This window comes from Fuscibacter oryzae, assembly GCF_016765795.1.
GTDB lineage: Bacteria > Pseudomonadota > Alphaproteobacteria > Rhodobacterales > Rhodobacteraceae > Fuscibacter > Fuscibacter oryzae.
In genome coordinates this window covers 375,765-392,508 of sequence record NZ_JAESVP010000003.1, presented here as the reverse complement: position 1 = coordinate 392,508, position 16,744 = coordinate 375,765, and the positions used below count along the sequence as shown (strand labels likewise).

Annotated in this window: 17 protein-coding genes and 1 tRNA gene; 11 read left to right on the top strand and 7 right to left on the bottom strand. The window is 63.7% G+C overall.

The window, feature by feature from the left end:
- Positions 1–63 precede the first annotated feature (63 nt).
- Positions 64–657: a hypothetical protein gene (locus tag JI744_RS07940; protein WP_202659219.1), complete on the top strand. Its 594-nt coding sequence runs from the start codon at positions 64–66 to the stop codon at positions 655–657.
- Here JI744_RS07940 and JI744_RS07935 read toward each other — a convergent pair.
- From JI744_RS07935 to JI744_RS07925, 3 genes are all read right to left on the bottom strand, one after another.
- Positions 654–2,837: a hybrid sensor histidine kinase/response regulator gene (locus tag JI744_RS07935; RefSeq protein ID WP_236019318.1), complete on the bottom strand. Its 2,184-nt coding sequence runs from the start codon at positions 2,835–2,837 to the stop codon at positions 654–656. The genes JI744_RS07940 and JI744_RS07935 overlap by 4 nt on opposite strands.
- A 235-nt stretch (positions 2,838–3,072) precedes the next feature.
- Complete coding sequence (locus JI744_RS07930) at positions 3,073–4,221, bottom strand: RsmB/NOP family class I SAM-dependent RNA methyltransferase (RefSeq protein WP_202659215.1); 1,149 nt, start codon at positions 4,219–4,221, stop codon at positions 3,073–3,075.
- Complete coding sequence (locus JI744_RS07925) at positions 4,218–4,961, bottom strand: SDR family NAD(P)-dependent oxidoreductase (protein WP_202659212.1); 744 nt, start codon at positions 4,959–4,961, stop codon at positions 4,218–4,220. Before JI744_RS07925 ends, JI744_RS07930 begins: the two co-directional genes overlap by 4 nt.
- Before the next feature lie 138 nt (positions 4,962–5,099).
- Here JI744_RS07925 and JI744_RS07920 point away from each other — a divergent pair, with 138 nt between their 5' ends.
- A complete protein-coding gene (locus JI744_RS07920; RefSeq protein ID WP_202659210.1) occupies positions 5,100–5,735 on the top strand; it encodes an exopolysaccharide biosynthesis protein in 636 nt (211 codons plus the stop codon).
- 30 nt (positions 5,736–5,765) lie between these two features.
- On the opposite strand, the gene guaB is transcribed toward JI744_RS07920, so the two are convergent.
- Positions 5,766–7,214 carry an IMP dehydrogenase gene (guaB, locus tag JI744_RS07915; protein ID WP_202659208.1) on the bottom strand — a complete coding sequence of 483 codons (1,449 nt, stop codon included), beginning with the start codon at positions 7,212–7,214 and terminating at the stop codon, positions 5,766–5,768.
- A 142-nt stretch (positions 7,215–7,356) separates the two neighbouring features.
- Here guaB and JI744_RS07910 point away from each other — a divergent pair, with 142 nt between their 5' ends.
- On the top strand, positions 7,357–8,052 hold the full coding sequence (locus tag JI744_RS07910; RefSeq protein WP_202659201.1) for a type 1 glutamine amidotransferase: 696 nt from the start codon (positions 7,357–7,359) through the stop codon (positions 8,050–8,052).
- Here the strand turns inward: JI744_RS07910 and JI744_RS07905 are convergent.
- Positions 8,049–9,050: a TDT family transporter gene (locus tag JI744_RS07905; protein WP_202659199.1), complete on the bottom strand. Its 1,002-nt coding sequence runs from the start codon at positions 9,048–9,050 to the stop codon at positions 8,049–8,051. The two genes, JI744_RS07910 and JI744_RS07905, sit on opposite strands and share 4 nt — an antisense overlap.
- Before the next feature lie 163 nt (positions 9,051–9,213).
- On the opposite strand from JI744_RS07905, the gene JI744_RS07900 reads away from it, so the two are divergent.
- The 6 genes from JI744_RS07900 to JI744_RS07875 all read left to right on the top strand — a co-directional run bounded on the left by JI744_RS07900 (position 9,214) and on the right by JI744_RS07875 (position 14,035).
- Complete coding sequence (locus JI744_RS07900; protein WP_202659197.1) at positions 9,214–10,188, top strand: glucokinase; 975 nt, start codon at positions 9,214–9,216, stop codon at positions 10,186–10,188.
- An 80-nt stretch (positions 10,189–10,268) separates the two neighbouring features.
- Positions 10,269–10,802, top strand: coding sequence for a sigma-70 family RNA polymerase sigma factor (locus tag JI744_RS07895; protein ID WP_202659195.1), 534 nt, complete (start codon positions 10,269–10,271; stop codon positions 10,800–10,802).
- On the top strand, positions 10,799–11,449 hold the full coding sequence (locus tag JI744_RS07890) for an anti-sigma factor (RefSeq protein WP_202659193.1): 651 nt from the start codon (positions 10,799–10,801) through the stop codon (positions 11,447–11,449). Before JI744_RS07895 ends, JI744_RS07890 begins: the two co-directional genes overlap by 4 nt.
- Before the next feature lie 105 nt (positions 11,450–11,554).
- A complete protein-coding gene (locus tag JI744_RS07885; protein ID WP_202659191.1) occupies positions 11,555–12,097 on the top strand; it encodes a fasciclin domain-containing protein in 543 nt (180 codons plus the stop codon).
- A 159-nt stretch (positions 12,098–12,256) separates the two neighbouring features.
- Positions 12,257–13,906, top strand: coding sequence for a vWA domain-containing protein (locus JI744_RS07880; RefSeq protein WP_202659189.1), 1,650 nt, complete (start codon positions 12,257–12,259; stop codon positions 13,904–13,906).
- A gap of 55 nt (positions 13,907–13,961) precedes the next feature.
- Positions 13,962–14,035 (top strand) — tRNA-Gly (locus JI744_RS07875).
- Positions 14,036–14,096: 61 nt separating this feature from the next.
- Here the strand turns inward: JI744_RS07875 and JI744_RS07870 are convergent.
- Positions 14,097–14,234 carry a hypothetical protein gene (locus JI744_RS07870; RefSeq protein ID WP_202659187.1) on the bottom strand — a complete coding sequence of 46 codons (138 nt, stop codon included), beginning with the start codon at positions 14,232–14,234 and terminating at the stop codon, positions 14,097–14,099.
- A 444-nt stretch (positions 14,235–14,678) separates the two neighbouring features.
- On the opposite strand from JI744_RS07870, the gene JI744_RS07865 reads away from it, so the two are divergent.
- A complete protein-coding gene (locus JI744_RS07865) occupies positions 14,679–15,584 on the top strand; it encodes a hypothetical protein (RefSeq protein WP_202659185.1) in 906 nt (301 codons plus the stop codon).
- Between the two features lie 2 nt (positions 15,585–15,586).
- Here the strand turns inward: JI744_RS07865 and JI744_RS07860 are convergent, their stop codons facing one another.
- Positions 15,587–16,156 carry a CHAP domain-containing protein gene (locus JI744_RS07860; RefSeq protein ID WP_202659183.1) on the bottom strand — a complete coding sequence of 190 codons (570 nt, stop codon included), beginning with the start codon at positions 16,154–16,156 and terminating at the stop codon, positions 15,587–15,589.
- Between the two features lie 221 nt (positions 16,157–16,377).
- Between JI744_RS07860 and JI744_RS07855 the strand changes: the two genes are divergently transcribed.
- Positions 16,378–16,728 (top strand): RidA family protein, encoded by a 351-nt coding sequence (locus tag JI744_RS07855; RefSeq protein WP_202659181.1) that lies wholly within the window; start codon positions 16,378–16,380, stop codon positions 16,726–16,728.
- The last annotated feature ends 16 nt before the right edge of the window (positions 16,729–16,744 follow it).

Below are 16,744 nucleotides of genomic sequence, written 5' to 3'. Positions count from 1 at the left end.
AAACCTTGTTTTAACTGCCAAGGATTAATGAATAGTTATCCGATGCGAACAAAAGGTGGCTTCATGCTGGTCTTCCGAAAGCAGCGGCTGGTGTTTCTGGCAACCCCCAAGACCGGATCGACCGCGATCGAGGCCGCGCTGGCCGATCAGGCCGACCTGGCGATCACCAAGGCGCCAGAGCTGAAGCACACGCCCCTTGGCCGCTATAACCGCTTTCTCGCGCCCTATCTCAAGGCGTCTTTAGGCGAGGATGCCTTTGAAACCTGCGCCCTTATCCGAGAGCCTGCCGACTGGCTGGGCAGCTGGTATCGCTATCGCCAGCGCGACGGGGTGATGCCCAACCGCTCAACCCGCAACATCAGCTTTGACGATTTCGTGCACGCCTATGCCGCCGAAAAACGCCCTGGCTTTGCCCAGGTCGGCTCTCAGGCGCAGATGGTTCAGACCAATGATGGCGCGCGGGTCACCCATCTTTTCCGGTATGAGGACATGCCGGCCTTTGTGGCCTTCCTGCAAGACCGGCTGGGGCAGGCCGTCACCCTGCCCCGTCTTAACGTCTCGCCTGCGGGCCAGACCCTGCTGGGCACGGAGGCGCAGGCGATGCTGCGTACCGCCCTTGCCGCAGACTATGCCCTTTATGACAGCCTGCACCCCTAATGCACCAACTGCCCCTGCACCGTCGCCGCCAGTTCTGACAGCGAAAACGGTTTTGGCAGGAAAACCGAGTTCGGAATGCGCGCCTGCACTTCGGTCAGCGCATCCTCGGCATAGCCCGAGACAAAGATCACCCGCGTATCGGGGCGTTCCTCCAGCGCAAGGCGCACCCAGCTTGGCCCGTCCATCCCCGGCATGACCACATCGGTGACAAAGACATCGACTGACAGGTTGGGGTCTTGCAAGCAGGTCAGCGCCTCCTCGGCATTCTGTGCCTCGATCACGGTATAGCCCCGCATCCGCAGCGCCCGGCTGGCATAGGCCCGCACCGGCGCCTCATCCTCGACCAGCAGCACCACGCCCTCGCCGGGTTTCAGCACCACTTCGGTCGCCTTCGCCCGCGTCGGTGGCGTGGCCTGTTCTTGCGCATCATTCACCGGGAACCACAGGTGAAAGACCGTACCCTCGCCTTCGACCGAATCGACAAAGATATAGCCGCCCGATTGCTTGACGATGCCATAAGCCATCGCCAGCCCCAGCCCCGTGCCTTCGCCCAGCTTCTTGGTAGTGAAGAACGGCTCAAAAATCTTTTCCAGCCGATCCGCAGGAATGCCGCAGCCGGTGTCCGACACCCGGATCACGGCATATTCGCCCGCCGGAACCGTGACCCGATCGCGCGACATCGGATCGCGAAGCACCACCTCTTCCGTGTCGATCCGAATCGTCCCGCCCTCGGCCATCGCATCGCGCGCATTGACCACCAGGTTCATCACCACCTGCTCCAGTTTACGCCGGTCGGCCCGGATCGGCCCCAGTTCCGGCGCATGAGCCAGCCGCAGCTTGACCTTTTCTCCAACCAACCGGTTCAGCAGATGTGCAAGATCAGCCAACAACTCCTGCACATCAAGCCGCTCGGGCTTCAGCGTCTGCTTGCGCGAGAACGCCAGAAGTTGCCCGACCAGCGCCGCCGCGCGATTGGCATTCTGACGAATCTGATCCAGATCGGCGAAATCGCCGTCCATGCTGTCATGGCGCATCAACAAAAGATCGCAATGCCCTGAAATCGCGGTTAGAAGATTGTTGAAATCATGCGCGACGCCACCGGCAAGCTGACCGATTGCCTGCATCTTCTGGCTTTGGCTCAACTGCGCTTCCAGCCGCTTCAGTGTGGTCGCATCCTGCAACACCGCCAGAACTGAAGGGCGGCCCCCTTCCGACATCCGGCGCAAGGTGACCTGCATGAACACCTCGGGGCCAAGGGCGCGGGCGTTCAGAACCTCTGCCGAACCCGGTGTACGCTCTGCCGCGACATCGGCCAGCCAATCCCCGACCGAGCGCCCCAGCCCCTCGAACAGATCCCAGATCATCTGGCCCGATGGCTCGGCCAATTCCAGCATGTCGCGCGCGGCGCGGTTGGCTTGCAGAACATGGCCTCCGGGCGCAAAATTCAGCAGCGGGACCGGAACGGTTTCGTAATCCGTGCCCATCATCACCGCGCCATGCGTCGCGGTGTCCGTGGTTGGCAGCAGGTAAATCTCTCGCCGGTCGGCAATCCCTTCGATCTCTGCCAGCACAGCGCGGATCGGTCCCTCGGCTGCCGCAACCTGAACCATCTCGCCAGAGCGCAGATTTGGCGCCGAAAAGATCGCATCTAGACGGCGCGGACGCCCCCCCAGCAGGCGGCGCATCGCCTCGTTCACGAACAGGATCACGCCCTGACGGTTGGCCGTCAACATCGGCAATGTCAGACTGTCTGCCCCACGGCCGGATGGACCGCGATCCTGAAACTCTTCCAGCCGCCACAAAAACCGCCCCTCGGCCACGCGATGAACCGAAAGCCGCATATGGCCGCGCCGTGTCACCACATCCTCGCGCGCCCACCCTTGAGTATCGGCGCGCAGGTGCAGCCGGTACAGCACCGCGCGCGGGCTTGCGAACATATCGCCCATGGCGGCGGCCAGCGTTTCGGCGGTCAGGCCAAAGCGCGTCTCTGCCGCCACGTTGCGATGGTGCACGACCCCCATGGAATCCGTGGTGAAACAGGGAGAGGCGTCATGCGCGACCAGCGCGCGGAGCTGCCCCTCTGCCTGACGGGCGCGATGGTTGCGAAACAGGCGCGCGAAATGGCGCAGCACGAAAACGGCACCCAGCGTAAGCCCGGTCACCAGCGCGAACAGCCGCATCTCAACTCCCGGCACCGCTGCGGCGGCTACAAAGGCAGCCAGGGCGGAGGCAGGAACAAAAAGAACTCCGGGCGCAAACTGCACCTGTCGAAAGCCACGCACATCAAGATCCGTTCCCGCCACCAGTCCCTCCATCCCCACGAGGAGTCATCCCCCATTGGCGCGCCAAATCGTTAAGCCTCCCCTAACGGATGACAGGGAATGCAGAAAACACGCTGGAATTGAGAGGGAAACCTCAGATTCGCGTCAACAGGGAAAGAAAGAAACCGTCGGCCCCGTCCAGCGGGGTCAGGCGCAGGCTGCGCTCTTGCCGCCAATTCGGGTTTGCGGCCAGAAAGGTTGCGATGCGACCGTCATTCTCTTCCTCAAGCAGCGAGCAGGTCGCATAGGCCAGCCACCCGGATGGCCCAACCATCGCAGCGGCGCGGGCAAGAATGGTGGCCTGCACCACGGCCAGCTCTGCCATTTTCGCAGCCGTCAGCGCCCATTTGCCTTGCGGATCGCGCCGCCAAGAGCCGGAACCAGAGCAGGGAACATCTGTCAGCACAAGGTCATAAGGCGCCGTCTTTTCAGGAATTTCCGCCAAAGCAACCTTCACACCCGCCCGTGCGGCACGCGCCGGCAGGTCACGCATGCGCCCCGGCGTCACATCATGTGCCCACAGCTTCAGCCGTGCCCTTGCTGCCATGGCCAGTGTCTTGCCACCACCGCCGGCGCAATGATCCAGCACGCGCATCCCCTCGGCCAGCGGCAGCGCCTCGACAATAGCTTGAGAGGCGGCGTCCTGTAGTTCCACCGCGCCATCGGCATAGGCGGCAGATGCCTGTATTTTCCTAGCGTTCTCGGTTACTTCCAACGCGTTCTTCGCAAGATGGTTTCGCCGTGTCGCGATTCCCTCACGCTCCAACATCGCCTGTGCCTCTGCCACCTCGCAGCGCTGAACATTCACCCGCAGGAAAACCGGCGCACGTTGTCGCAAGGAGGCCATCACGGCAGGAAAATCATCCCCCAGCGACTGCTCCAGACGGGGGGCCAGCCAATCGGGGCAATCCAGCGCCTCATTTTCCGTCGGCGCGCGCCCCTCCTCGCCGGAAGCGCGCGCGGGGGCATGGCCCTCTCCGGTGAAAACTGCTTCCAGATCAATGCCTTCCGCGCGAAAGTGACCAAGGATCAGCCCCCGTCCGGTCTGCGCCCCGCCCAGTGCCGCATAAGACCGCCGACAGCGCAGCGCCTGAAACACCAGATCGCGTACGGCGGCCCGGTCCCCCGACCCGGCAAAGCGGCTGGCGCGGCCCCAGTTGGTCAGCGCCTGTTCGGCATTCTCTCCGGCCAATATCCGGTCCAGCACGGCAATTGCCGCTGCGGCGCGGGCCGGGGGGGTCATGCCTTGCGCTCCTGCAAGATGTTGCCGCCATCAACCACCAGCGTGGCCCCGTTGACATAGGACGCCCCTTCGGACGCAAGGAATGCCACCACCGCCGCCACCTCATCGGGCCTGCCCGCTCTGCGCGGCGGTGTGGCCCTTGCCGCCAGTACCTCTTCGGGCGTTGCGGCTTCGGTCGCAATCCAGCCGGGGGCGACAGCATTCACCGTTACGCCGCGGGGCGCAACCTCCAGCGCCAGCGCATGGGTCAGCCCCACCATGGCCGCCTTGGCGGTGGAATAGGCGGCCTCACCGGGGTTCGACACGAAGGGCCCGGTGACAGAGGCCATCATGATCACCCGGCCCTGCCCGCGCGCGACCATCGCGGGCAGAAAGGCCCGCGTCACCAGCACGGCGGTGGTCAGCGAAGCATCCAGCGCGCGCCGCCACTGATCCGGGTCAATGTCCAGAAACTCAACCTGTTCTGCCGGAGACTGAAGCGACCCCATCCCGGCATTGTTCACCAGCACATCGACCGGCCCAACCGCATCGTACAAGCGTGCAACCGCGACCGGATCGGTCAGATCGCCCTGATGCGCCGACACGCGGAACCCTTCGGCCCCCAATTCGGCAGCCCGCGCCTCAATCCGGCCCGTGGTGGCGGTGATCGCCAGATCAAACCCCGCCCGCCCCAAAGCCCGCGCGCAAGCCATGCCGATGCCCCCCGGCGCCCCCGTTCCCGTGATCAATGCAACTGCCATAGGGCCTCCTGTCCTCTCCTCCTATCGGCAGGCGGACCAGCCGAAAAGGGGCCTGTCGCGATTGTTCCCGCAATTGGCGCGCACGGGCTGGCAATCGCGGTGAAAGGTGCCCATCTTGCCCCCATGCAGGAGGCAAAGATGACGGAACCGACTGCGGGCGACACCGCGCCCGAACGGACCAGCCAAGCCCTGCGGCGCGTGCTGAATGCCGAAAGCGGCCCGCGCGTGACCGTCGGCAGCCTGTTTCACAACATGGGAGAGCGGGCGCATTCGGTGCTGCTGATCCTGTTTGCCCTGCCCAATACCCTGCCCGGCATTCCCGGCACCTCGGCGGTGATGGGGGTTCCGCTGCTGTATCTGACACTCCAGATGGCACTGGGGCGCGACCCATGGTTGCCGGGCTTTATCACCAACCGCTCGCTGGCGCGCGAAACCCTTGCAACCCTGATGGAGCGTGGGATTCCCTGGATCGAACGCGGCGAAAGCTATCTGCACCCCCGGCTGACCGCGCTTGCCAGCCCACGGGCCGAACGGCTGATCGGCATTCTGTCGGTCTTTCTGGCGCTGTCGATCATGCTGCCGATCCCCTTTGGTAACATGCTGCCCGCCTTGGCCATCATCCTGTTTGCCCTTGGGCTGATGGAGGATGACGGCGCTTGGGTGCTGGGCGGGTTGGTGACGGCCATCGCGGCACTTGCGCTGGTGGTCTTTGTACTGTGGGCGCTAATCAAAAGCGCAATCTTCGTACTGCTGGGTGCCTTTGGCTGGGGATAGGATGGGCGTTGCCGCCCATCCCGCAACCGCTTAGCCGATCCGGTAGTTCGGGCTTTCGCGCGTGATCTGCACGTCATGGACGTGGCTTTCCTTCAGGCCCGCGCCGGTGATGCGGACGAACTGGCAGTTCTGCCGCATCTCGGCCACGGTGGCGCAGCCGGTATAGCCCATGGCTGCCCGCAAGCCGCCAACCATCTGGTGCAGCACGGTCGCCACGGTGCCCTTGTAGGGCACCTGCCCCTCGATCCCTTCGGGAACCAGCTTGTCGCTGGCGGCATCCTTTTGGAAATAGCGGTCGGCCGATCCCCGCGCCATGGCGCCAAGGCTGCCCATGCCGCGATAGGATTTATAGCTGCGGCCGTTCCACAAGATCACCTCGCCGGGCGACTCGTCCGTTCCGGCAATCGCCGAACCGACCATCGCGCAGGATGCCCCTGCCGCGATGGCCTTGGCGAAATCGCCCGAGAACTTGATGCCGCCATCGGCGATGACCGGCACATCGCCCGCAGCGCGAGCGGAATCCATGATCGCGGTCAGTTGCGGCACACCCACACCGGCCACGATACGCGTGGTGCAGATCGACCCCGGCCCGATGCCGACCTTGACCGCATCGGCCCCGGCCCCGATCAGGGCGCGCGTCGCCTCGCCCGTGGCCACATTGCCCGCAATCACCTGCACTTTGTTCGACAGTTTCTTGATGCGTTCAACCGCGCGCGCCACCCCCTCGGAATGGCCATGCGCGGTGTCGATCACCACAAGGTCCACGCCGGCATCGATCAGCGCCGAGGACCGTTCAAACCCGGCATCCCCCACGGTCGAGGCGGCGGCCACCCGCAGGCGGCCCAGCTCATCCTTGCAGGCATGCGGGTTCAGCACGCTCTGCTCGGTATCCTTCAACGTCAGAAGGCCGGTCAGCTTGCCCGCCCCATCGGTCACCAGCAGCTTTTCGATCCGCCGCGCCTTCATAAGGCTGATCGCCTGCGCCCGGTCCACCGGCTCACGCAGCAGCGCGAGGTTGTCCGATGTCATCATCACCGAAACCGGCGTCTTGTCATCGCTGGCAAAGCGCATGTCGCGGTTGGTCACGATACCCACAACGCGGTTATCGCCATCGACTACCGGAAAGCCGGTAATGTTATAGCGGTCCATCAACTCCTTGGCATCGGCCAGCGTCTGGTCGGCGCGCAGGGTGATGGGGGCATAGACCACACCGCTTTCGAACCGCTTGACGCGCCGCACTTCACGCGCCTGCGCCTCCAGGTCCAGATTGCGATGCACCACACCGATGCCCCCCGCCTGCGCCATGGCAATCGCCATCCGCGCCTCGGTCACGGTATCCATGGCCGAAGAGAGCAGCGGAATGTTCATCCGCACCGCTTTGGTCACAAAGGTCGAGGTATCGGCATCCGACGGCAGCACGCTTGATGCTGCGGGCACCAGCAGAACGTCGTCGAAGGTAAGCGCCTCACGAATCTCCATAAGAGCCTCCAATCGGTCATGGCGGGGAGTCGTCGTTTGGCAAGTCCCTGTTTCATGGGTCGGGTGAAAGGGCAAGAGGCAATCGCCCCTTGCGGGCGGCAAAAACGCTAAGGATAGTGCCGGGGCGTGGCAGGAGGTGCATATGCGCGTCGCAATCGTTGAAAACACCCGGATCACCCATCACGGACAGGTGGGGGTGGCGCTGCATGAACAGGCGGCGCGGATCGGACTTTATCGCCCCTGGGCCGATGAAACGCTGCCGGTGATGGCCGATTATGACGCGCTGGTGGTGTTTGGCGGCGAACAGGCCGCGACGGATGATCACACCCACCCCTATCTGCCCCGGCTTGCCGATCTGATGGCGAAGACGGCGGACAGCGGCAAGGCCACGCTGGGCATCTGTCTTGGATCACAAATCATGGCGCGGGGCTTGGGGGCCGAAAACCGGCTGGGTGGTACGCGCGAATTTGGCTGGTGCGACATGACCCTGACCAAGGCCGCCGCGACGGATCCGGTTCTGGCCACCCTGCCCGGCCAGTTCCCGATCTTTCAATGGCACAGCGACACCTTTACCCTGCCGCCGGGCGCGGTGCATCTGGCCACATCCCCCGTCGCGCCGGTGCAATGCTATCGCCATGGCCGCGCCGGATACGGGATGCAGTTCCATTTCGAGGTCAACCGCCCGATGGCCGCCGACTGGCTGGCCGAGTTTCCCGCGCTGATCGAGACGATCAGCCCCGGCTGGGGCAGCACCTTTGCCGATCATGCTGCCACGCGCGGCGCTGCAGCTGATCAGCACGGGCTGGCCATAGCGCGGACCTGGGTGGGGCTGATCTAGGCTTCTGCCGCGTTGGTCCTGGCCGCCAGTCTCCCGCCGGGCCAGAGTTTCAGCACGTTCCAGGCAATTGGCGGAATGAGCAGGGTGGCGGCCACCAGCACAGCTAGCCCCGGCAGGGCAAAGCCCCCACCCGTCACGATCAGCGCGCTGGCATAGGCCGCCAGCGGAAAGGTCAGCGCCCCCCACATCGCCGAAAACCCGGCCAAGGTGATCCAGCGGGCAAAGATGACCAGCGCCAGCAGGATCACCGCACCAAAGGCCGCAAAGGCCTGCGCCAGAACCGGCTGGCCCAGCAAGCTGGCCACGGTAGCAAACAGGGCTGCGGGCGACAGGTGGATGGCCAGCAACGGGCGCAACGGCGCGGGTGGAATGCGCCGGATCAACTGAGCCAGCGACACAGCCCAGATCACCGCCGCCGCCACCAGCGTTACCATCAGGATCGCCTGTGCAACGCCTGTCCAGCCCGCCAGCGCCAAAGGCACCGCGCCAACGATGAAGCCGACAAAGCTGAGGTGCCAGGTCGGGTTCACCTCGCGCGCTTCGGGCGGCATTTGCAACAGCGTGGCAATCAGCAACCCGGCCAGAACCGCATGAAGGGTCAGCGACACCAGTGCCAGACCCACCGCCAGCCCCGGCACGAAGGGCAGGATCAGAGACGCCGCCACCATCCCCGACATCGTGGCTGCCGCCAACCCCGCACGGCCCGGCAGCACCCGCAGATCCTGCACCACCACGCCCGGCCGCCGCAAAACCTTGCCCAGCAGCGCCAGCACCGCAAACAGCCACAGCCCCAACAGGCCGCCGTTCAGCGCCTCCAGCGGTTCTGCCAGCGCCGTTCCCGCCAAACCGCGCCGCAGCGCCAGACCCAACCCCAGCAGGCCCAGAACCACCGGAAACACCGCAGGCGGCGTTTTCGCAAACAGGGCGGCCCTGCGCGGCGGAAACTCGGGTGGCGGAAACCGTTTTGGCCGACGGTCGATCTGGGGCGCTTGGGACATGGCGATCTCCTTTCTGCCACGCCAACCGCGAAAAGGGGGTCATGTCCAGCCCGCAGCTTGCCGCAGCCTACTGCCGACCGCCTTTACCCTGTGCGGCGCGGCGGATAGAGTTGGCGCTAACACCTGTCGCGCATCCGGTCGCGGCCCCCGAAAGGACATCTGCATGACCATGACCACCCTTAGCCTTGTTGCCGATATCGGGGGAACCAACACACGGGTCGCCCTGGCGCGGGGCAAGGTGGTGCAGCAAGACAGCATTCGCCGCTATGCCAATGCCGATTTTCCGGGGCTGGAGCCGGTGCTGACCCGCTATCTGGCGGAAGAGGGGATTTCGGCGGTTGCAGGCATCTGCGTGGCCGCCGCCGGTCCGGTGCGCGATGGCGTGGCGGTGATGACCAATCTGGACTGGACGATCACCGGCGCGGGCCTGACCGCGGCAACCGGCGCCACCCGCGTGTCCATTCTGAACGACCTTCAGGCGCAGGGCCATGCTCTGGGGCGGATCGAGGATCGCTTTTTGCGCCCGGTGATTGATGGACCGACGCAAGCGGGGGCATCAATGCTGGTCGTCGGCGTCGGCACCGGCATGAACGCGGCCCCGGTGCATGAAACCCACTGGGGGCGGTATGTGGCGGCATCGGAATGCGGGCATGTATCTATGCCGGTCCGGGGCGAGGAAGATTTTCGCCTGATGACCTTTGGCGAAACCTATGGCGCCAGCGCCCATGGCTTTACCGGGGTTGAAGATGTGCTGGCCGGGCGCGGGCTGGAACGGCTTTATGCCTTTGTCACACATGAGGCGGGCAAGGTTGAGGACAAGAAGGCTGCCGACATCATGGCAGCCCTTGCCTCGGGCGACGAGGCGGCGCGCAAGACAGCGCAACTGTGGGTGCATCAACTGGGTCAGACGCTGGGCAATCTGGCGCTGATCCACCTGCCCTTTGGCGGCATTTACCTGATCGGTGGCGTCGCCCGCGCCATGACCCCCTATCTGGACGAACTGTCCCTGACCGCCCATTTCCGCGACAAGGGGCGGTTCTCGACCTTTATGGAGGGGTTCCGCGTCACAGTGGTGGAAGATGACTTTGCCGCCCTGACCGGCTGTGCCGCCCATCTGGCCGCGCTGTCGAAAAGCTGACCCACGGCAAAAACCTGATCCTTTCGCAAAAAGCGCGCCCTTGCCCTTGACCATCCGCATGGGCCTGCTAGCTGCTGGCCATGACCGACGATCCCATCGCCGAGATGCTTTTGCGCTGCGCCGCACAGGACCGTGCGGCGTTTCGGGCAATATATTCCGCAACCTCCTCGAAACTCTTTGGCCTGTTGATCCGTATTCTTGGCGACAGGGCCGAGGCGGAGGATGCGTTGCAAGAGGTGTTTACCAGGGTCTGGCTGAAGGCGGCGCGCTATGATGGCGCGCGCGGCACCGGCATGGCCTGGCTGGTGGCCCTTGCCCGCAACCATGCGATTGACCGGCTGCGCGCGCGCCCTCAAACCACGGCCGAAATGCCGGAGGATATTGCAGACGACCGGATGCGCCCCGAAACCCGCCTGATCGCCACGGGCGAGCTGGCCCGCATGTCCACCTGCTTTGACCAGTTGGAGCCGGACCGCGCCAGCGCCGTCAGGGGTGCATACCTGCAAGGCCTGTCTTATACAGACCTTGCCGCCCGCTTTGATGTGCCGCTGAACACCATGCGCACCTGGCTGCGGCGCAGCCTGTTGTCCCTTCGCGATTGCCTGAACCAATGACCGACCCCGCCCGCCCGGATGACGACGACGACGCGCTGGCCGCCGAGCTTGCCCTTGGCGTGCTGGAGGGCGAAGAGCGCGCCGCAGCCCAGACCCGCGCCGCCCGCGACCCGGCCTTTGCCGCCCGCGTTGCGGCGTGGGAGGCGCATCTGGCCCCGCTGGCCGATCAGGTTGCCCCGGTGCCTGCGCCAAACCTGATGCCCGCGATTGAGGCGCGGCTGTTCGCGCAAGACCGCCGCGAACGTCGGTTCCGCATCGGCGCGCTGATCGGGGCGGGCTTTGCCAGTGTGGCGATGATGCTGCTGGCGGTGGCCTTCCTGTGGATGACGCCCGCCCCTGCGGTTCAGGTGCATATGCAGACCGCCGACGCCGCCACCGCCTATGACGCCACCTTTGACGGCTTCAAGCTGACCGTTGTCCGCAGCGCGGGTCAGGCCGCCCCCACGGGCCAAGTGCATGAATTGTGGATCATCGCCCCCGGCAAAGACCCGGTCTCGCTGGGCCTGCTGCAAGACCGCCCGCTGGTTGTGGGCTATCCCACCCCGCCCGCAGGCTGGACGCTGGCCGTTTCGGTTGAACCCGCTGGCGGCGCGCCTGCGGGCAAGCCAACGGGGCCGGTGGTGATGGCCACCGAAATCACGCTTTGATCACGGCTGCGTGATTTTTCAAGCTTTTTGAAACTTCCGCAAATTCGCTTCGTTCCTGCTGATGAGAACGGGATGGACCCGTTCATCACCCCAGGGAGAAGACCCATGAAATTCCGTCTTGCCACTGCCATCCTAGCACTGTCCGCTGGCGTTGCATTCGCTGAAAACCCCATGGTCGGCGGCGCCGCGATGTATGACACCAAGAACATCGTCGAAAACGCCGTGAATTCCAAAGACCACACCACGCTGGTTGCCGCCGTTCAGGCCGCCGGTCTGGTGGAAACGCTGTCCGGCAAAGGCCCGTTCACCGTGTTCGCCCCCACCAACGAAGCCTTTGCCAAGCTGCCGGCCGGCACGGTGGACACCCTGCTCAAGCCGGAAAACAAGGACACTCTGGTCAAGATCCTGACCTGCCATGTCGTCGGCAAGGCCGTGATGGCCGAGGCGCTGGAAGGCATGATCAAGGATGATGGCGGCAAGCACCCTGTCCCGACCCTTGGCGGCTGCACGCTGCAAGCCACCTATGACGGCGGCAAGATGATGCTGACTGATGAACAGGGCAACATGGCCACCGTCACCATCGCAGATGTCAAGCAATCGAACGGAGTCATTCATGTGATCGACACCGTCATGCTGCCAAAGATGTAAGCGTTTGCTGCCGGGCGTGTGTTGCCCGGCGGATGTGCAGGCCCCCGCCGTTTCCCCCGGCGGGGGCCATTCTTATGGAAAACCCGACCCGCCATGGCGCTTGCGCCAATCTGGCGGCCTGCTAGCCTGATGACAGGTTCATTGCTCAGGTCATTTGCCATGCTGCGTTCCCTCATGCTGATTTTCAGCCTGCTTTTGCCAATGTCAGCACTGGCCGAAGGCAAATCGATCATTGTTCTTGATGCCTCTGGCTCGATGTGGGGGCAGATCGACGGACGGCCCAAGCTGGAAATTGCACGCGAGGCGCTGAAACAGGTGCTGACCGAACTGCCCGCAGGCAGCGAAGTGGGCCTGATGGCCTATGGCCACCGCGAAAAGGGATCGTGTGAGGATATCGAACTGCTGGTGCCCCCCGGCGTAGGCACCGGCCCGGCCATTGCAGCGGCTGCGGATAGCCTGAACTTCCTTGGTAAGACCCCGTTGACCGAGGCCGTCCGCCGCGCCGCCAGCGAACTGCGCTCCAGCGAAGAAAAGGCCACCGTCATCCTGATCACGGATGGGATCGAGACCTGCCAGGCCGATCCCTGCGCACTGGGGCGAGAGCTTGAGGCGTCGGGCGTTGATTTCACCGCCCATGTCGTGGGCTTTGGCCTGACGGCGGATGAGGGCAAGCAGGTCGCCTGTCTGGCCGAAGAAACCGGCGGCCGCTATATTCAGGCCTCTGACCTTGGCACATTGTCAGAGGCGCTGGCGGAAACCGTGATTGAGGATGCGGCACCTCCGGCCCCGGCACCCGTACCCGCCCCCGCGCCAGAACCGGCCAAAGTGGTTGAAAACCTTGATCCTTCGATGGTGCTGGTAGCCGGTGGCCCCGAGGTCGATCGCATCGAGGACGGCTATTTCGAGGTGCGCGCCATCAATGCCGATGGGTCAACCGGCGACAGCATTGCCACGATCTACGGCACCCACAAAGGCGAGGTGCCACCCGGCACCTACCGCATTCTTGCCACGCTCGATTCGGCCCATGCCGAGGCGGAGGTGACGGTGACCGACACCGCCGTCGCCACCCCCGAACTGGTGCTGAACGCAGGCGCCGCCACCATCCGGCTGTTCCAGCAGGAAGGCGTTCCGATCGAGGAAAACGGCAGTTGGGAATTGCAGCAAGCGGGCCAGTCGGTGGCCTATGAATACAAATCCACCACCCGCGTCGTGCCTGCGGGCGATTATGACCTGCGCGCAGCCTATGGCGCGGCAGAGGTGACCCTGCCCTTCTCGATCAAGGCGGGCGAGGAAAAGGTGCAGGATGTCATTCTTGGCACCGGCCATGCCACGATTGATGCGATCTATGCCGAAGGCGTCGCGGTGGAAGATAGCAACCAGTTCATCGAAATCCTGTCCGGCAAGGCCGATATCGCGGGCAACCGCGCGTCGATCACCAACGCCTATGCCGCGACCCAAGGGTTCGATCTGCCGGCCGGTGACTATCTGGCGCGGGTCACGCTGGGGGCAACCACGGTCGAGGTGCCCTTTGCCATCAAAACCGGGCAGGAAACCAAGGCGACCGCCCTGCTGAACGCCGGGGTCGCGGCCTTTACCGTGCCCGGCGGCGGCTATTCCGAGGTTCTGTCGGCGAAAAAGGACATCGCGGGCAACCGCAAGTCGCTGGCCTTTGAATACAAGGATGCCTGGCAAACCACCCTACCCGCCGGCGATTATGTGTTGCAGGCCACGTTTGGAGAGGTGAAGACCGACACGCCCTTTACCGTCAAGGCCGGAGAGCGCACCGAACTGACCGCCACCACACCCTGACCATATCGCCAGACCGCTTGACGAGGCCGCACCGCTGGCTTAGTCAGGCGGCGTCGCGGGTGTAGCTCAATGGCAGAGCAGCAGCTTCCCAAGCTGAATACGGGGGTTCGATTCCCCTCACCCGCTCCAACATCCCGACATTCGACTATGCTGCATAGGGCTGGTTCTGCGAACGCCTATGCTATGGGCTTCACGACAGCATAATCCCCAGGATCAGCAGGCCGAACAGGGCCACTTCCATCCAGGGCAAAGACTCCAGCGTGATCTGAAGCATTTCACCAACAATGCCCAAGCTGCGGTGAAGATCAATCTTGGCAGTGCGGTACATAGGGAACTCTTCTGGCGGGGTTACAAGTGCGAGAGAGGGAACAATCGTTAAAAACCAACACAACCGTTTACGAGACAACCACACATCAACATTCTCTCTCGCACCCTTCTACCTAAGCGAAAGTTGCAGTTTTTGGGAACTAGCATTTCGGGACATGTACTTTCGGACTATGTGGTTTCCACAAAAGGGGTTTTCTGCCCCTGACCGGCGATTGGATATGGTTTTGGAAACCTTAAAAGCCCGCAGCAACAGCCCCGTACAATGTGCTGCAAGCTGAACCTGCCCAGATCAGCGATTCATAGAAATAATCGTGGGTAGCGCGACCGAATCATGCCGCGCGGATCAACCCAAGATTGTCAGGCGAGCAAATTTCTGGCAGTCTGGGCTTACCAATTTCAGACTCTGCCGATTTTCCGGCACACCATTTTCTCATGGCGATTTCTCATGGCTGACCGGCTGGACAAAGGCTATTTCGGCGAACAGGGCGCTGGGTTCTTTCTCGGGGCCGAAGGCTACTATTTTGTCGAAGGGCCGGGCGGCTCGGCGGGGCATGCCGCCAATGCGCCGGGCTTTGATGGGGTCGCCTTCAACCCCCAGACCAGCGATCTGATCATTTTCGACAACAAGGCTTATAAGTCATCCGGCAATGTGGCCTCTGGCACGGCCATCGACCCGTTGCGCAATCTGGCAACCAATCTGGATGGTCTGATCACCCGGGTCGAGGGCATGACGGATGTGCCCGACCAGAAGGTGATCCTTGACCGCCTGCGCGCCACTCGGGCCACGCTGGCCAATGGCACGGTGTCCCCGCCGCCAAAGGTGCGGATCGCGATCACCAACTATGGTGGCAATTCGGCCAATGTCAGCGGGCCGATGCAGACCCGCGGCATCACCTTTATCGATATGGCCCGGCAGGCGCCGAAGATTCCCGCGAAAGACCGTTATATCGACCGCAACATCGTTGTGACCCGCGCAATGGGGGCCCCGATCGTCGATTCCGGCATGGCCGGGCGTATGGCAAAGGGCGAGGCGATTGCCATGGCCGTCGCGGGTGCCTCTCAATTCCTGAACGACTGGGCCTTGGGCCACGCCATCGAGCGTGAGACAAAAGCCATGGCCAGCCAGATCCTGCGGGCGCAAAGTCAGGGGCTGGGCGCGCTGATGATCTATACGATCCCGGCGATACGGATGGAGATGGTTACTTCTCGCAGCCTGTCTTACGCCGATATGGTCGAAGGCAAGACGATGCGTGAAGCCTATATGCGATGGTGGAGCACCCCACGGCTGGAGCAGGGCTACGGCGCCCATGTCACCGTAGAGCGGCAGTTCCGCTGGATACCGCCCTTCTGACCCTAGCGGTAGATAAAGCCGTAAACCGGGTTGGTGCGTCCCAGCGTGCCGTCCGAATTGGCGACTCGCACCTGCGACCAATCATTTTCGGCCGAAACATCGACGACCAAGGTGTCCTTGGTGATGCGGTTCCTGATCCAGTTGGCCTGATCAACCAGCACCTGCCGCTCACTCACCACCTGCGATACCACGGCAACATGGCCCATGGGCATGGCCTTGCTGGCGCGAAAGTTCATCACAGCGCCAATCTGGGGCAGCGATCCACGATCATATTGACCGCCCGCCTTATGCCACCATGTCGCGGCATTGCCCTTGATCTCGATCCCGCTGACCTGCCGGGCAAAGGGCACACACCAGATACGGCCCTTGCGCGGCTTTGTGCTTTCCGCCTCGGACACCGCCGCTTTCAGCTCGGTGCGCGCAGCCTCGTCGGCGGCGGCTTTCTTAACCTTGACGAACTTTGCACCGCTGTGGTGGGGGCGGGCGTCATTGCCTTCCTTGGCAAAGACGGCGGCGGGCGTCAGCAACAGGCCAAGGCACAGCAACGTGGCAGAGAGCGGTCTTGCAGTCATAAATAAGATGTCCGTCAGTCTTGGTCAGGTCTGGGGGTTTCCCCGCGGGTCGGCAGCCATGTCGCACACGCAGCATGGCCTTCGCAACCACAGCAAGTTTGGGGCGGCTGAATCTCGCCACAGCAGTTCGGGGCATTGGCAGGTTCCCGCCGCCCGGATTTGGCTTTCCTTCATGCCCGCCGCGCGATAGCACGGGGCGCATCACCCTTCAGGAGGCTTTTATGAGCAACGAGATCAAACGCATCGGCGTCGGCGCCCGCATGTCGGAAGCAACCGTTTACAACGGCATCGCCTGGCTGGCCGGTCAGGTCGGAGAGCCGGGATCTTCGGTTGCCGATCAGACCCGTCAGGCGCTGGCCGAGGTGGACCGCATCCTGGCTGCCGCCGGAACCGACAAGACGCGCATCCTGTCGGCCCAGATCTGGCTGTCGGATATTTCGACCTTTGGCGAGATGAATGCCGTCTGGGACGCTTGGGTGCCGCAGGGCCACACCCCGGCCCGCGCCACGGGCGAGGCCAAGCTGGCAACGCCAGAGTATCTGGTGGAAGTGATCGTCACGGCCGCCGTCTGATGGTTTGGGGGCGGTG

Excerpts from the sequence above, each read along its gene's own strand:
- JI744_RS07930 (WP_202659215.1), bottom strand. The coding sequence starts at position 4,221 with ATGACCCCCCCGGCCCGCGCCGCAGCGGCAATTGCCGTGCTGGACCGG.
- JI744_RS07865 (WP_202659185.1), top strand. The coding sequence starts at position 14,679 with ATGGCTGACCGGCTGGACAAAGGCTATTTCGGCGAACAGGGCGCTGGG.
- JI744_RS07920 (WP_202659210.1), top strand. The coding sequence starts at position 5,100 with ATGACGGAACCGACTGCGGGCGACACCGCGCCCGAACGGACCAGCCAA.
- JI744_RS07895 (WP_202659195.1), top strand. The coding sequence starts at position 10,269 with ATGACCGACGATCCCATCGCCGAGATGCTTTTGCGCTGCGCCGCACAG.
- JI744_RS07885 (WP_202659191.1), top strand. The coding sequence starts at position 11,555 with ATGAAATTCCGTCTTGCCACTGCCATCCTAGCACTGTCCGCTGGCGTT.
- guaB (WP_202659208.1), bottom strand. The coding sequence starts at position 7,214 with ATGGAGATTCGTGAGGCGCTTACCTTCGACGACGTTCTGCTGGTGCCC.
- JI744_RS07890 (WP_202659193.1), top strand. The coding sequence starts at position 10,799 with ATGACCGACCCCGCCCGCCCGGATGACGACGACGACGCGCTGGCCGCC.
- JI744_RS07905 (WP_202659199.1), bottom strand. The coding sequence starts at position 9,050 with ATGTCCCAAGCGCCCCAGATCGACCGTCGGCCAAAACGGTTTCCGCCA.
- JI744_RS07910 (WP_202659201.1), top strand. The coding sequence starts at position 7,357 with ATGCGCGTCGCAATCGTTGAAAACACCCGGATCACCCATCACGGACAG.
- JI744_RS07860 (WP_202659183.1), bottom strand. The coding sequence starts at position 16,156 with ATGACTGCAAGACCGCTCTCTGCCACGTTGCTGTGCCTTGGCCTGTTG.
- JI744_RS07935 (WP_236019318.1), bottom strand. The coding sequence starts at position 2,837 with ATGCGGCTGTTCGCGCTGGTGACCGGGCTTACGCTGGGTGCCGTTTTC.
- JI744_RS07925 (WP_202659212.1), bottom strand. The coding sequence starts at position 4,961 with ATGGCAGTTGCATTGATCACGGGAACGGGGGCGCCGGGGGGCATCGGC.
- JI744_RS07870 (WP_202659187.1), bottom strand. The coding sequence starts at position 14,234 with ATGTACCGCACTGCCAAGATTGATCTTCACCGCAGCTTGGGCATTGTT.
- JI744_RS07855 (WP_202659181.1), top strand. The coding sequence starts at position 16,378 with ATGAGCAACGAGATCAAACGCATCGGCGTCGGCGCCCGCATGTCGGAA.
- JI744_RS07900 (WP_202659197.1), top strand. The coding sequence starts at position 9,214 with ATGACCATGACCACCCTTAGCCTTGTTGCCGATATCGGGGGAACCAAC.
- JI744_RS07880 (WP_202659189.1), top strand. The coding sequence starts at position 12,257 with ATGCTGCGTTCCCTCATGCTGATTTTCAGCCTGCTTTTGCCAATGTCA.
- JI744_RS07940 (WP_202659219.1), top strand. The coding sequence starts at position 64 with ATGCTGGTCTTCCGAAAGCAGCGGCTGGTGTTTCTGGCAACCCCCAAG.